At 74.0% G+C, this 12,959-nt stretch carries 15 protein-coding genes; 8 read left to right on the forward strand and 7 right to left on the reverse strand.

Going from position 1 to position 12,959, the window contains the following annotated elements; genetic code table 11:
- The first annotated feature begins 99 nt into the window (after positions 1 to 99).
- Positions 100 to 543, forward strand: a complete 444-nt coding sequence (locus tag EES41_RS33545; RefSeq protein WP_123081659.1) for a VOC family protein — start codon at positions 100 to 102, stop codon at positions 541 to 543.
- Between the two features lie 50 nt (positions 544 to 593).
- On the opposite strand, the gene EES41_RS33550 is transcribed toward EES41_RS33545, so the two are convergent.
- Positions 594 to 1,175 carry a TetR/AcrR family transcriptional regulator gene (locus tag EES41_RS33550; protein WP_123081660.1) on the reverse strand — a complete coding sequence of 194 codons (582 nt, stop codon included), beginning with the start codon at positions 1,173 to 1,175 and terminating at the stop codon, positions 594 to 596.
- Between the two features lie 75 nt (positions 1,176 to 1,250).
- Between EES41_RS33550 and EES41_RS33555 the strand changes: the two genes are divergently transcribed.
- The gene (locus tag EES41_RS33555) at positions 1,251 to 2,414 is read left to right on the forward strand and encodes an FAD-dependent monooxygenase (RefSeq protein WP_123081661.1); all 1,164 of its coding nucleotides are present in this window, start codon (positions 1,251 to 1,253) and stop codon (positions 2,412 to 2,414) included.
- Here EES41_RS33555 and EES41_RS33560 read toward each other — a convergent pair.
- Both EES41_RS33560 and EES41_RS33565 read right to left on the reverse strand, forming a co-directional pair.
- Positions 2,401 to 3,078: a hypothetical protein gene (locus EES41_RS33560; RefSeq protein WP_164496011.1), complete on the reverse strand. Its 678-nt coding sequence runs from the start codon at positions 3,076 to 3,078 to the stop codon at positions 2,401 to 2,403. The two genes, EES41_RS33555 and EES41_RS33560, sit on opposite strands and share 14 nt — an antisense overlap.
- A gap of 54 nt (positions 3,079 to 3,132) precedes the next feature.
- Complete coding sequence (locus tag EES41_RS33565) at positions 3,133 to 3,729, reverse strand: hypothetical protein (protein ID WP_216827281.1); 597 nt, start codon at positions 3,727 to 3,729, stop codon at positions 3,133 to 3,135.
- Positions 3,730 to 3,960: 231 nt separating this feature from the next.
- On the opposite strand from EES41_RS33565, the gene EES41_RS33570 reads away from it, so the two are divergent.
- A complete protein-coding gene (locus EES41_RS33570; protein WP_123081664.1) occupies positions 3,961 to 4,719 on the forward strand; it encodes a trypsin-like peptidase domain-containing protein in 759 nt (252 codons plus the stop codon).
- Between the two features lie 401 nt (positions 4,720 to 5,120).
- On the opposite strand, the gene EES41_RS33575 is transcribed toward EES41_RS33570, so the two are convergent.
- Together EES41_RS33575 and EES41_RS41700 are read right to left on the reverse strand one after the other, a co-directional pair.
- Positions 5,121 to 5,675, reverse strand: a complete 555-nt coding sequence (locus tag EES41_RS33575; protein ID WP_123081665.1) for a 2'-5' RNA ligase family protein — start codon at positions 5,673 to 5,675, stop codon at positions 5,121 to 5,123.
- A gap of 184 nt (positions 5,676 to 5,859) precedes the next feature.
- The gene (locus EES41_RS41700; RefSeq protein ID WP_164496012.1) at positions 5,860 to 6,081 is read right to left on the reverse strand and encodes a hypothetical protein; all 222 of its coding nucleotides are present in this window, start codon (positions 6,079 to 6,081) and stop codon (positions 5,860 to 5,862) included.
- Between EES41_RS41700 and EES41_RS33580 the strand changes: the two genes are divergently transcribed.
- From EES41_RS33580 to EES41_RS33590, 3 genes are all read left to right on the forward strand, one after another.
- On the forward strand, positions 6,080 to 6,778 hold the full coding sequence (locus EES41_RS33580) for a DUF6882 domain-containing protein (RefSeq protein ID WP_123082862.1): 699 nt from the start codon (positions 6,080 to 6,082) through the stop codon (positions 6,776 to 6,778). The two genes, EES41_RS41700 and EES41_RS33580, sit on opposite strands and share 2 nt — an antisense overlap.
- An 84-nt stretch (positions 6,779 to 6,862) precedes the next feature.
- On the forward strand, positions 6,863 to 7,867 hold the full coding sequence (locus EES41_RS33585) for an alpha/beta fold hydrolase (protein ID WP_123081666.1): 1,005 nt from the start codon (positions 6,863 to 6,865) through the stop codon (positions 7,865 to 7,867).
- Between the two features lie 9 nt (positions 7,868 to 7,876).
- On the forward strand, positions 7,877 to 8,416 hold the full coding sequence (locus EES41_RS33590; protein ID WP_123081667.1) for a GNAT family N-acetyltransferase: 540 nt from the start codon (positions 7,877 to 7,879) through the stop codon (positions 8,414 to 8,416).
- On the opposite strand, the gene EES41_RS33595 is transcribed toward EES41_RS33590, so the two are convergent.
- A complete protein-coding gene (locus EES41_RS33595; RefSeq protein ID WP_123082863.1) occupies positions 8,417 to 9,115 on the reverse strand; it encodes a L,D-transpeptidase in 699 nt (232 codons plus the stop codon).
- A 253-nt stretch (positions 9,116 to 9,368) separates the two neighbouring features.
- Between EES41_RS33595 and EES41_RS33600 the strand changes: the two genes are divergently transcribed.
- Together EES41_RS33600 and EES41_RS33605 are read left to right on the forward strand one after the other, a co-directional pair.
- Positions 9,369 to 9,878 (forward strand): hypothetical protein, encoded by a 510-nt coding sequence (locus EES41_RS33600; protein ID WP_123081668.1) that lies wholly within the window; start codon positions 9,369 to 9,371, stop codon positions 9,876 to 9,878.
- A gap of 89 nt (positions 9,879 to 9,967) precedes the next feature.
- Positions 9,968 to 11,491, forward strand: a complete 1,524-nt coding sequence (locus EES41_RS33605; RefSeq protein WP_123081669.1) for a flotillin family protein — start codon at positions 9,968 to 9,970, stop codon at positions 11,489 to 11,491.
- Between the two features lie 116 nt (positions 11,492 to 11,607).
- Here the strand turns inward: EES41_RS33605 and EES41_RS33610 are convergent, their stop codons facing one another.
- Positions 11,608 to 12,954, reverse strand: coding sequence for a glycosyltransferase 87 family protein (locus EES41_RS33610; protein ID WP_254211818.1), 1,347 nt, complete (start codon positions 12,952 to 12,954; stop codon positions 11,608 to 11,610).
- Positions 12,955 to 12,959: the final 5 nt, after the last annotated feature.

A 12,959-nucleotide genomic window follows, 5' to 3' on the forward strand; every position in this document is an offset into this window, starting at 1 on the left:
TCTCCTCCACCCGCTCCATCGCGCGGACCATCGCCAGTCAGCCGCATCCCGTGGGCCAGCCGACCATGTTCCGCGCGGCGGCCCTGGTAGCTTGCGGCCATGGAGCAGCGAGTCAGTCTGATCACCCTGGGCGTCGCGGACGTGACGCGTGCGCGGACGTTCTACGAGGGCCTGGGCTGGCGGGGCCAAGAGGTGTCGGGCACCGTCTTCTTCCAGGCGGGCGGCCTCGCGCTGGTGCTCTGGGGCCGCGACGAGCTCGCGCGCGACGGCGGCATCGACGACGAGCGTGCGGGCGGCTCCGGCGGCTTCGGCGGTGTCGCCCTGGCACAGAACGTGCGCTCGCCGGAGGAGGTCGACGCGGTCGTCGCTGCGGCCGAACGCGCGGGGGCCACGGTGACGCGGCTGCCCGCGACCACGTTCTACGGCGGCTACGCCGGCTACTTCACCGACCCCGACGGCCACGTCTGGGAGATCGCCCACAACCCGGGGTTCACCCTCGCGGAGGACGGCTCGCTGATCCTCCCCGACTTCGGCGCCCTGTAGCTTCCGGCCCGGCCCGGCCCGGGCCCGGCCCGGGTCGGCCGGGTGGCGGGTCAGGACAGGGCCGCGTCCACCATGCGCCGGGCAACGGACGTCAGTTCCGCCAGGTCCGGGGCCGGGCGGGAGCGGGCGAGGGCGCCCGCGAGCCGGTCGTAGAGGATCCCCTCCGTCCAGCCGACCAGGAGCTCCGCGGCCTCCTCCGGCCGCTCCGCGCCCAGCCCGGCGAGGATCGCCGTGGCCCGGGCCCGCGCGCCGAGGCCCGCCCGGTGGAGCTCCGGCGCCAGTTCCGGCGTGCGCGCCGCCTCCAGGCTCAGCTCGAAGCGGGCCAGCTGGCGCGCGCGGCCCGTGGTCAGCCAGCGGTACAGCAGCGCGGCGAGCGCCGCCGCGGCGGCGCCGCGGTCCACCTCCGCCGGCGGCGGGCCGTCCGCGTCGACGTCGCCGAGGTCCAGCTCGGCCAGCCGCTGGTAGCAGGCGCCGATCAGTGCCGTCCGCGTGCGGAAGTAGTACGAGGTGCTGCCCGCAGGCAGTCCCGCGGCGGCGTCGACCGCCCGGTGGGTCAGACCGCGCAGCCCGGCGGCGGCCACGAGATCGATCGCGGTGTCCGCGATGAGGGTTCTGCGATCAGGCGTGGACATGCCCTCACTCTACAGCTGTAGAGTGAGGGCATCGGCCTCTACGGATGTAGAGGGATGGTGGAGTGTGGAGGAGCCATGTTCAGCAATCCACGTCATGCGGTGATAGCCGGTGCGGGCATCGGGGGACTCACGGCGGCGCTCGCCCTGCACCGGCGCGGCTGGCGGGTCACCGTCTGTGAACGGGCGCCCGGGCCGCCCGCCCTCGGAGCCGGGATCGTCCTCGCCCCCAACGCCCTGCGCGCCTTCGACGCCATCGGCTTCGACGTCGCCCGGGCCGCCGGCCACGCCGTCCCCGCGGCGATGGGCGTCCGCCGCACCGGCGGCGACTGGCTGAACCGCGCCGACACCGCCGCGATGGCGGCCCGCTACGGCCGGCCCCCGCTCGCCGTGCACCGTCCGGCCCTGGCGGACGCCCTGACCGCCGCGCTCCCCGACGGCACGGTCCGGTACGGGGTCGAGGTGACCGCCGTCGAGCGCGTCGAGCGCTCCGAAGGCGGTGGCCCGGTGGTCCGTACGCCGGCCGGGGACCTCACCGCGGACGTCGCGATCGCCGCCGACGGCATCCACAGCGCCCTGCGCCGCCAGTACTTCCCCCACCACCCCGGCCTACGCCACAGCGGGGAGACCGCCTGGCGCACCGTACTGTCCTGCGAGGGGCTGCCCGGCCTGGTCGCCGCCGAGACCTGGGGCCGCGGCGAACGCTTCGGAGTGGTCCCGCTCGCGGACGGCCGTGTCTACGTCTACGCCACCGCGCGCGCCCCGCAGGGGTACGCGCCGGGTGACCTCCGAGCCGAACTGCGGCGCCGCTACGGCGCCTGGCACGACCCGATCCCGGCGCTCCTGGAACGCATCGACCCGGCGGCCGTCCTGCGGCACGACCTCTACGACCTCGCCGTGCCACTGCCCCGCTACCACTCGGGGCGGCTCGCCTGGGTCGGAGACGCCGCGCACGCCATGACCCCCAACCTCGGCCAGGGCGGCTGCCAGGCCATCGAGGACGGCGTCGTGCTCGCGCGCCTGCTCGACGGGGACGACGACGTACCGGCCGCCCTGGCCGCGTACACCCGGGCCCGGCGCGCGCGTACCGACGCCATCCGGATCCGCTCCCGCCGCGCGGGCCGGGTCGCGGCCCTCACCCACCCCCTCGCGGTGGCCGTGCGCGACCTCGCCGTCCGGGCCACTCCGGCATGGGCCGCGCAACGCGCCATGGACGGCCTCTTCGGCTTCAGCCCGGCCTGAGGCTCCCGCGCCCCCGGCAGATAGGGCACACCCGCTCGGTGAAGCACTCCGGGCACCGCCCCAGCCGGTCCGGGTCACCGGTGCCGCCGCCCCAGCCGGGACGCCCGCCCATGACCCGGCCCCGGCCCTCGCAGGTGGGGCAGTACCCGAGCCCCTCGCACTCGTAGCACAGGGCCCATCCGGGCTCCAGGGTCTCCAGGGTCACCGCCGGGTCGGGCCGGATGTGCGGCACGTGCTCGTAGAGCGGCAGGGCCCGGCTCTGGCCCCGGTACAGCACCGCGCAGTGGTCGCGCGGGAAGGACAGTGTGATCCGCCGGCCGTCGCGGACGCCGACCACGACGACCTCCCAGCCCCCGGTGCGGGGGTACTCGGCGGCCTCCACGCGGCTCTCCCAGCCGTCGTCCCGGAGCGACTCTGCGGCGCGCGAGGCCAGCGCGGGATCGTACGCCGCGCGCTCGGGCCGCGCGTCCCGGGCGCGGACATGACCGTGGAAGGAGTACTGGAACGTGGCCGGCTCCGTGCCCCAGTCCCCGAACGGCTCGTCGGGCAGCGCGAACTCCGGCACCTGCCCCGGCGTGAGCCGCGCGGCCAGCGACCGCAGGTACGCGCGCACTTCCTCCGTGTCCCGCAGCAGCCCCGCCCGCGCCCCGGGTATCTCCGCCACCGCCGCCCCCCTCCGCTCGACCGACGCCATTGTGGCTTCCGGAAGGCGCTCCCGTCACGAGGGCCGGGGGGACACCCCGGGGGCGGGGGAGCCGAGGGTGACGAGGGCGACCAGGAACAACAGGCCCCCCAGGGGCAGCAGATCGAGACTGACCATCGAGACGGCGATGCCCGCCACGATCGCGACCGTCCGCCACGCCCCGGCGCGCCGCAGTACCGCCAACTGCACCATGAGCAGCAGCAGTCCCACGTAGAACAGCATCGGGCCCACGGTGTAGAAGACGGGCCCCATCATCGGCTTGCTCTGGACGCGCTCGAAGAGCACCTGCATCGCCGCCCGGTCCTCGCTGAGGAACCCGACCACGAGATCGATCCCCGCCTGCACCGATACCGCCACCACGCCGATCAGGCCCGCCGCGAACCCGGCGTCGGCGAGCCGCCGGGCGCCCCGGCCGCGCCCTTCCGCCGCCATCCGGTTCAGTCCCCGGAACACCGGGACGAAGCACAGGACGCCTGCCAGCAGGGCCAGATGACCCGCGGACCAGGCGAGCCCTGGACCGTGTTTCTCGTCGGTCAGCCGGATGAGCCCGTAGGCCGTCATGCAGATCGGTCCCGCCGCGAGTGTGGAGCGCCGCATTGTTGCAGTTGTCATGTACCGATGATTTCGGCGCGGACCCGCCCTGCCCTCGGGGAACACCCTTGCCCGCCCCTGACCCGCCCCCGAGAAAGGGATGGGTGAGCCACCCCATACCGGCACCCCGGCTCACCGGCCCGTCTGCCCGCCCGCCGCCGGGAGAAGGCTTGTTGCAGCCTGTGGCTCGACCCCTGCGGCGTGATAGGAACTAGAAAATAGTTCTAATCACCTCACCAAGGAAGCGATCGCATGTTACGAACACTGCGCGCTCTCGGCCTCGCCGCGCTCCTGGCGGGCATGTCACTCATCGCCGCCCCTCCCGCCGGCGCGGACACCCTCACCCCCGTAGGCGGTGGCACCGGGATCATCTTCCGGCTGCAGCCGACCCCGGAGGCTCCCACGAGCTTCTACATCTGCACCCTCACCGCGGTCGGCCGCGACGCGGCCGGCAATCTGGTGGCGCTGACCAACGCCCACTGCTTCATCGACGAGCAGGGCAACAAGCTGGTCGGCGCTTCCGTCTACCGGGACACCTCCCCGGCGGGAACGGCCTTCGCCCCGGCCCCCATCCCCGACAGCCGCCCCGATCTGCAGACGGGGCCGATCGGCACGGTCACCTATGTCGGCACCCCCAACAACCTCCTCAACTCCGGCCCCAAGGGCCTGGACTACGCCGTGATCAAGCTCGACGAGAGCAGGGTCGCGGCCACCAACACCGTCGGCGGCGTCACCATCACATCCATCGGCGCCCCGCCCGCCAACGGCACCCGCATGTGCAAGCAGGGCCACCGGACGGGCCTGACCTGCGCCATCAAGCTCGGCACCAACGGGATCTGGTTCACCCACCTCATCTGGACCGACGGCGGTGATTCCGGTTCCCCCGTCGTCGTGGGTCAGACGCTGGTGGGCAACGCCTGGGGCGCCCAGCACAGTTCGCCGATCCTGAGCATCATCGACGAGCTGAACGCCAACGGCGGAGTCGGCGCCGGGTTCCATCTCGCCTCCTGACCTACCCCACCCGTGCCCGGCCGGGCCGGTCCCCTGCCCGCGCCCGCCACTCGGGCAGGGCACCGACCCCGGGCGGGGCGGCTCAGGTCCGGCTCCCGACGGCCGCCCCCGGGTTGAGGCCGGTGTCCGACTCGGCGCCGGCGCCAGTACGCCGCGGGTGGCGCCGATCGTCCCGCTTGATGTGTCGTGCCTCATCTCCGCCGTCCAAGTGTCGAGTTGCCCGATGTGACACTCACGACGTTAGGAGGAGTCGCGGGTCATAGGCATCCGTCCCAGGAGCTGTTCCCGGATCTCATACTCAAGACCTATGCGGGTGACACGAGGGGCCCAGCCTGCGGAGGACCAGGCTTGACCATGGCCTGGGCCGTGTTGTCGGGTTCGCCCGAGCCGGGTGGGGGCGGTCAGCCGGTGGTGGCCGGGGGGAGCGGGAAAGTGGTGCGGTGCTGCCAGGCCGTGCCGTCGTAAGCCATCAGCGCGACGGACGAGACGTGGGCCGAGAAGGGGAGGCGGGGCCGGAGGTCGGCCTCGACCGCCGACAGGACGTGGGGTTCCTGGTCCTGGGCGATCGTGAGGTGCGGGACGACCTCGGCGAACCGGCCGCCGTACGGCGGGTTTCGCGGCCAGCGGTCGGCGATCGCGAGAGTGAGCCGGCGCAGCGGGGCGTCCGGGACGGGGGCGAGGTAGAGGGTCCCCGGGAAGCGCCCGCACCCCTCGAACCGCAGGTCGAACGCCTCGTGCCCGGCCAGGACTTCGGCGATGGCCGCGTGCACGGACGCGTCGATGTGGCGTTCCTCCAGGAACGGGAACAACACGGTCACGTGTGCGGGAACTCCGGCCCGCGCCCCGGGGTCGAGCCGTTCGCGCCAGGCGCGGACGACGGGCTCGGCCTCGGGGATCGTGACGATCAGCCCCGTCTGCCCGGCCAGGAACGCGCCGGAGGCGCTGTCATCGGTCATGGCGCCGCATTGTGCCACCCGTCGGCAGGCCGGGGGCGGAGCATCCGTACGGGCAGTGGTGGACGGCCGCGGAACCGGGCTTCCGGCCCTCACGGACCCGAGCGCTCCTACGGGAGGTCCAGGCCCTGACCGGCACCCCCTGGGATACGGGGAACTGCTCGACGCCGGGTGCGCGCACCTGGATTCAGGCCGCCGGGGAGTCTCGTTGCGGCTGCCGGCCGGGGAGCTCGCCGAGCTGCGGGAGGTGCGGGGCGCCCCGGGCGTACGGGCGCTGCGGGTCTGCGGCGCCCGCGCGGACGGGGCCGCCGGACGGGGCCGCCGGACGGGGCCGCGGGCGCGCCCCCGCCGTGGGTCCGTCACCCCCGGAGGCGGCGGGGGCGAGGGGGTCTCGTATCGTCGTGAACATGGTGAGCGAATTCAGCCGATTCAGTGACGCGTTCCTGCTGGAGGCCGAGCGGCACGCGGCGTGGGGCGCCGAGCAGCTTGAGGCCCTGACCGCGTTCCTTCCCGAAGGCCCCTGGACGGCGGACCTGCCGACCTGCGCCTACCGGCAGGAGGGCCTGGAGCTGCGGGTCGCGGTGCTGGGCACCTACGACATGGACGAGCGGTCCTGGATGTGGGGCTGGGCCAACCCGGGACTGCGCGGCACCGAGGTGGTGGCGCTCACCGGCGCGATCGAGCGGTACGGCCGGAGCCAGGGGATCGCCGAGCTCACCGAGGAGGCCCTCGACCTGTCCGGCTTCGCCGACCCCCGGCGCGCGGCCGAGATGCTGGCCTTCGCCGGGATGGGCGTGGCCGAGGCCCCGGGCTACTTCAGCCAGCAGGCCGGGCCGGGCACACAGGTCTACTTCCTGCCCGACGACCCCCAGGTGCCCCGCGCCGCGCTCGACGCCATCGCGCTGCCGCGGACCCTCGTGACCGGGGCCGGCCTGATCGGCCGTTCGGCCCGCCGCGCCGTCACGGGCTACTTCGACCACCACGGCGTACCCCGCCGCGAGGACGGGGACCGGATCACGGCGGAACTCCCCGGCGGGAGCGCGGCCGAGGTCGACTTCGACGCCGAGGGCCGGATCGGGGCCGTCCGTCTGACCGCCGCTCCCTGACCGGCCGGCGCACGGCAACCAGCCCGCCCGGGCAGTCGGGTGGGCCGGGCTGCGGGCCGCCCGGCCCCGGGTGAGGATCGGGACGTGACCTCATCCGGGACGAAGCCTCGGGCCCTGGCGTACGCGCTCGTCGCGACGGCCGTCGCCGTGATCGCTACGGCGTCGGCCGGATGCGGTGCGGGCCCGCCCCGGCAGCACGGTGTCACCGGCCCCACGGCCACCGGGGCGGGCGATTTCGCCGGCCCCGTGGACATCGGCGGCGGCCGGAAGATCTACCTGCGGTGCCGGGGGAGCGGCGGCGGGGGCGCGGGCCCCGGCGGTCCCACCGTGATCCTGGAATCCGGACTGCACGACTCCTCGGACACCTGGAACGTCACCGACGTCAAGCCGCCCGTCCCGAAGGCCCCCGCCGTGTTCCCGGGCGTGGCCGCGTTCGCGCGGGTCTGCGTCTACGACCGCCCCGGCACCCTCCGCTACACCGACCCGCCGGCCCTGACCACCCGCAGTACGCCGGTCACCGGCACGCGCTCCCTGTCGGCGATGACCTCCGACCTGGACAAGGTGCTGACGGCGGCCCGCGTACCCGGCCCCTACCTGCTCGTCGGTCATTCCTTCGGCGCAATGATCACGCGGAACTTCGCGCAGGAACACCCCGAGAAGGTGGCCGGACTCGTCTTCGTCGACGGCTTCGGGACCAACCTCAAGGAGCTCTTCGGCGAGGACTGGCCCGCCTACCTCCGGCTGCTGAACAACCCCGGCACCGCCTTCGACTCGGCCCCGGGATTCGAGAAGGTCGACATCGACGGCGCGATCCGCGCGATCGGCGCGGCAGGGCCCCTCCCGAAGGTGCCGCTGGCCGTGCTCAGCAAGACCGAGCCCTTCGCCACCGCGCCCGGTGTCCCCAAGGAGCTCCTGGCCCGGCTTGAGGCCGCCTGGCCCGAGGTGCAGCGCTCGCTGGTCGAACTGGAGCCCCAGACCCCGCAGTTCCTGGCCACCGGAAGCGATCACTACGTACAGGTCCACGACCCCGACCTCACGATCAGCGCCATCCGTCTCGTCGCCGGCCGGTCTGTCAGACCACCGCGTTAGGCTGACGCAATGATCGAGATACGTCGCGCCGGTCCGGCTGACGGAGATGCGCTCGGCCGGATCCACGCCGCCGCGTGGGAGGCGGCCTACGGCCCGTTCTTCGAGCCGGAGTTCGCCGCCCGCGAGGTCCGGAGCAGGCGAGCGCGATGGCACGCCCGCGTTGCGGGCCCGGCGCAGGCCTCGGCGGAGGCCCCGGCGCAGGACTCGGCCGGACGGGGGACGATCCTGCTGGCCGAGGTCGACGGCCGCCCCCTGGCGCTCTCCGTCTTCCTGCCGTCCCCGACCCGGCCGGGCCTCGCGGAGATCGCGACCTTCTACGGCCACCCCGACGGCTGGGGCACCGGCGTCGCCGCCGCGCTGATGGCCGAGACGCTGCGCCGCCTGGGCGACGCGGGCTGCGCCGGAGCGCACCTGTGGACCCTGCGCGACACCCCGCGTTCCCGGCGCTTCTACGCCAAGTGCGGCTTCGCCGAGACCGGCGCCACCCGCACCCACGACTTCGGCGAGGGCAACCTCCTCGCCCAGGTCGAGTACGAGCGCACCGGCTGACTAGGTGCCCGGCTTGCGGCCGTAGACGAACACGTCGTCACCGTTCTTCAGCAGGTTCCAGTACGCCTTGGCGTCGGCGGACCGCATGTTGACGCAGCCTCCCGAACCGGGCGGGTTCCACATGCTCTTGTCCACGGAGTGGAAGGCGATGCCGCCGTCGAAGAACTGCGCGTACGGCATCGCGACGTCGTAGATCGTCGACCAGTGGTTGATGTTGCGGTAATAGATCTTCTTCAGACCGGTCCGGGTCTCGGTGCCGTCCTTCCCGGTGCGCACCGGGACCGGGCCGTAGACGAGTTTCCCGCCGTCCTGGACCCAGCTGAGCTGGCGGGTCAGGTCGACACAGGCGATCCGGCCGAGATCGGTCGGGCATGTCCCCTGCCGGTTGGGGGTGTTGCCGGCGGCCCGCTGTTCGAGCATCGTGCTCATCGTGCGCCAGGTGAGGGGGCCGGCGTACCCGGCCGTCGGGGTGATCCCGTGCGTCGCCTGGAACGCCTTTGTGGCCTTGCAGTCGGCCGCCGACTGCCGGCCGTCGACCGGCCGCTCCAGGAACTGCTCGACCTGCCGCTGGTAGGGCCCGACGGTCATGTTGCAGGAGTCGGCGTGCGCCGTCCCGCCCCCGGCGACGACCAGGGGCGCCGCCAGCGCCACCGCCCCGCCGACCACTGCCGCTGCCCGTCGCCTCGTACGTATCCGCATCGACTTCACATCCGCCTCCCCCTGGTTCCTTCCCTGTCAGGAGCCGGAACGTGCCTAAGAGCGGCCCGGGTTGGCGTTCGGGCTCCGTAATTCGCCTCGTACGAATGGCGTACGCGGCAGTGGCGGACCGTAGCGCGAGCGGGTGCGTCAAAGAAGCGTAAAGACTGCCGGAACCAGGCAATGCACGGCAGGCGCACCCGCTGACACGATGGCGTCGTACGGCGCGAACGCGGGCCAAGCGGGGGAGGTGCTCATGGGCTTGTTTCTCGGTCTCGGCATCGGGGGAACCGTCCTGCTGGCCTGCGCCCTCGTATCCGACGGGGTCCTGGAAGGCGTCTTCGACGGCGCCTTGGGCGGACTGCTGGACGGCTGGCTGTCGCTTCCGGTGATCGCGGGCTTCGTCTCCATGCTCGGCTTCACGGGGGCGATCGTGCTCGGGACCACCGGTCTCGGGCCGGGATCGGCAGCCGCCGCCGGGACCCTGGCCGGGGTGGGGGCCGGCTGGTCGACGTACCGGCTGAGCCGGGCCCTGCTCCGGGACGACAGCGGGGCCGCGCCGAGCCACCGCGACCTCGTCGGCTCCGCGGGGACGGTGGTCACCGCCGTCCCGGCCGGCGGCTACGGCGAGGTCCTGCTGCGGCTCGGCGGCCAGCCGGTCAAATGCGCCGCGACGGCCGAAGGGCCGCTGGCCCGCGGCGCGGAGGTGTGGGTGACGGCGGCGCCGTCGTCCACCTCGGTCAGCGTGCGCGCCGTCGAGCGTTGACGCGCGCGCCCCGCTCCGCTGCGCCGCCTTCTCCGTCCACCCACACCACCGATCTGTTCCCTCCACCGGGGGAGGCAGGGGGAACCATCATGAGTCCAGTCGTCACCGCGGTCGTGGGAGTGGTCGTACTCCTCGTCCTGCTCGCCCTCGTCGTCGTCACCCGCTACAAGGTCGCCGGCCCCAGCGAGGCCTTCATCATCACGGGCCGGCGCGGCAAGAAGTCCACCGATCCGGCGACCGGGCAGGTCGTCACCGACAACAGCGGGCAGAAGGTCGTGGTCGGCGGGGGAGTGTTCGTCGTCCCCTTCGTCCAGCAGCGCTACACCCTCGACCTGTCGAGCCGTCACATCCCGATCGCCGTCCGGGGCGCTGTCACGCTGCGCGGCATCAAGGCCAATCTCGAAGGCGTCGCGATCGTCAAGGTCGGCGGCAACGAGGACGCCATCCGCGCCGCCGCGCAGCGGTTCCTGCAACAACAGGACGGCATCGTCGGCTTCACCCAGGAAGTGCTGTCGGGCGCGCTGCGCGCCATCGTCGGCCGGATGTCGGTCGAGGACATCATCCGCGACCGGGCCGCGTTCGCCGGCCAGGTCGCGGAGGAGGCCGAGGCCAGCCTGTCCGGCCAGGGCCTGGTGCTGGACGCCTTCCAGATCCAGGACATCACCACGGAAGGCTCGTACCTGGAGGACCTCGGCCGTCCCGAGGCCGCCCGCGCCAAGCAGGAGGCCGACATCGCCGAGGCCAACGCCCGGCAGGCCGCCGAACAGGCCCGGCTGAAGGCCGAGGAGGAGATCGCGGTCGCGCAGCGCACCCTGTACCTGCGCCAGGCCGAGATCAAGGCCGAGACCGATGCGGCCACCGCCCAGGCGAACGCCGCCGGGCCGCTGGCCGACGCCGACCGGCAGCAGCAGATCCTGGCCGAACAGGAGAAGGTCGCCGAGCGACAGGCCGCGCTGACCGACCGCCAGCTCGACACAGAGGTCCGCAAGCCGGCCGACGCCCGCCGCTACCAGGCCGAACAGGAGGCCGAGGCCAAGCGCGTGGCCCGCGTCAAGCAGGCCGAGGCGGAGCGTCTGGCCGACATCGCCGCAGCCGAGGCGGAGGCCGCGCGGTCCCGGCTGACCGGTGAGGGCGAGAAGCAGCGCCGCTCCGCCCTCGCGGAGGCGGAGGCCGTCGAGGGCGCCAAGCGGGGCGAGGCCGAGCGGGCCCGCCGCGCGGCGATCGCGGAGGCGGTACGCCTGGAGGGTGACGCGGAGGCGGCCGCCATCGCGGCCAAGGGCGCGGCCGAGGCGGAGGCCATGCGGAAGAAGGCCGAGGCCTTCGCGGGCTACGGCGACGCGGCGATGATCCAGATGCTGGTGGAGGTGCTGCCGCAGGTGGTCGCCAAGGCGGCCGAGCCGCTGGCCGCGATCGACAAGATGACGGTGATCTCCACCGACGGCGCGAGCAAGCTGTCCCGCACCGTCGCCGACAACGTGGCCCAGGGCATGGAACTCCTCGGCTCCACCACCGGCATCGACCTGTCCCAGCTCCTGGGCGGCCGAGGCGCGGCCAAGCCGGAGGTGACCCGCGAGCCGGTGCCGGCCAACGGCAAGATCGCGATCGGCGACTGACGGCGGCCACGAGACCGGCCCGGGGCCCGCCACGGGGGGCGGACCCCGGGCCCTCCCCGTGCGCCCCGGCGCGTCGGCGTGACCCTGGGTCCTGGCCGGCGCGGCCGCCGGCGCCCCTACGCCGCCGCCGGGGTGGTGGCGGTCGGGGCGGGGGTGTGGCGGCGGCGGAGTGCCGTGACCGTGACGACGAGGAGCGCCGCGAGGCCGTAGGCCACGGCGCCCGTGGTCTCGCGCGAGCCGAACACCTGCCCCGTGACGTACACCGCCGCCCCGGCGACCGCGACGCCCAGCCACTCCCAGCGCCCGTCCAGCGCCACCAGCGCCACGAGCAGCAGCGCGTACCACGAGTAGCCCGGCGTCAGCAGGAGGAAGGCCCAGCCCGTCACCAGCAGCGCCCCGCTCCACGGGCGGCGCGGATCCCCGCGCCACAGCACGTACAGGCAGACCCCCGCCAGCACGGTGAGCAGCACCGGCAACGCCCAGTCGTCCGGCAGCACCAGACGCAGCAGCACGTACCGGGAGCCCGAGGAGGGGTCCTCGTACCCCTCCTCCTCGACGTAGCCCCCGAGGTAGCCGAAGACGGAGCCGCGCGAGAGCAGTACGTACGGGACGTACGCGAGCACGGCGAAGGCGGCGGCGGGCAGCAGCACCACGGCCGCGTCCCGCACCCGGCGCACCCCCGACAGCGCGCCCGGCAGGGCGATCGCTGGCATCAGCTTGGTGGCGACGGCCGCGCCCAGGAGCAGCCCGCCCGCCGCCCGGCGTCCCGGCCCGCGCGCGGCCACGAGCCCGAGACCGGCCACCGCCAGGAGCACGCCCAGCACGTCGACGTGCGCGTTGTTCACCGCCTCGACGGGCACGGCCGGACACCACGCCCAGTACGCGGCCCACCGCGGGTCCCCGCCCCGGCGGCGCAGGATCAGCAGCAGCGCGCCCGTCACGCCGAGCGACAGCAGCCCGGCGCCGATCTGGAGCGGCTTGTGCCGGGCGCCTTCGGGCGAGAGCAGGTCCACGACCAGGAAGTACGCCTCGGCGACGGGCGGGTAGATGGTGTGCACGGCGGGCCGGTTGATCCGCGTGCAGTGCGGCGCCGGGGTGTCCGCCGGGTGCGGGATCGCGGCCCGGTCGGGGCCGGTGCAGGCCGCGCCCGTGGGGAAGAGCCAGGGGTCGCGCAGCCGCGTCAGCCCGGCATCCTGCGGCGCGTGGTCGTACGGGGAGATCCCGGCGGCCTGCACCCTGCCGTCCCAGGCGTAGCGGTACGAGTCGGTACTGGTCCGGGGCGGCGCCACCAGCCCCGTCGCCGCCACCGCGAAGGCCCCCGCCAGCACCAGGGGTACGACCCGGCGCGCCGGGACACGGCGCAGCGCGAGCAGCGCGCCCGCGAACAGCACCCAGCAGCCCGCGTACCACCAGGACAGTGCGGCGGGATCGGTGAAGTAGCCGTCGTAGCGGATGGCGCACACGAGGG

The organism is Streptomyces sp. ADI95-16, assembly GCF_003721495.1.
Classification (GTDB): domain Bacteria; phylum Actinomycetota; class Actinomycetes; order Streptomycetales; family Streptomycetaceae; genus Streptomyces; species Streptomyces goshikiensis.

What these genes read in the sequence shown, in the direction of transcription:
- EES41_RS33545 (WP_123081659.1), top strand. Translation starts at nt 100, where the DNA reads ATGGAGCAGCGAGTCAGTCTGATCACCCTGGGCGTCGCGGACGTGACG.
- EES41_RS33570 (WP_123081664.1), top strand. Translation starts at nt 3,961, where the DNA reads ATGTTACGAACACTGCGCGCTCTCGGCCTCGCCGCGCTCCTGGCGGGC.
- EES41_RS41700 (WP_164496012.1), bottom strand. Translation starts at nt 6,081, where the DNA reads ATGTTCACGACGATACGAGACCCCCTCGCCCCCGCCGCCTCCGGGGGT.
- EES41_RS33590 (WP_123081667.1), top strand. Translation starts at nt 7,877, where the DNA reads ATGATCGAGATACGTCGCGCCGGTCCGGCTGACGGAGATGCGCTCGGC.
- EES41_RS33595 (WP_123082863.1), bottom strand. Translation starts at nt 9,115, where the DNA reads ATGCGGATACGTACGAGGCGACGGGCAGCGGCAGTGGTCGGCGGGGCG.
- EES41_RS33580 (WP_123082862.1), top strand. Translation starts at nt 6,080, where the DNA reads ATGGTGAGCGAATTCAGCCGATTCAGTGACGCGTTCCTGCTGGAGGCC.
- EES41_RS33605 (WP_123081669.1), top strand. Translation starts at nt 9,968, where the DNA reads ATGAGTCCAGTCGTCACCGCGGTCGTGGGAGTGGTCGTACTCCTCGTC.
- EES41_RS33575 (WP_123081665.1), bottom strand. Translation starts at nt 5,675, where the DNA reads ATGACCGATGACAGCGCCTCCGGCGCGTTCCTGGCCGGGCAGACGGGG.
- EES41_RS33565 (WP_216827281.1), bottom strand. Translation starts at nt 3,729, where the DNA reads ATGACAACTGCAACAATGCGGCGCTCCACACTCGCGGCGGGACCGATC.
- EES41_RS33600 (WP_123081668.1), top strand. Translation starts at nt 9,369, where the DNA reads ATGGGCTTGTTTCTCGGTCTCGGCATCGGGGGAACCGTCCTGCTGGCC.
- EES41_RS33555 (WP_123081661.1), top strand. Translation starts at nt 1,251, where the DNA reads ATGTTCAGCAATCCACGTCATGCGGTGATAGCCGGTGCGGGCATCGGG.
- EES41_RS33550 (WP_123081660.1), bottom strand. Translation starts at nt 1,175, where the DNA reads ATGTCCACGCCTGATCGCAGAACCCTCATCGCGGACACCGCGATCGAT.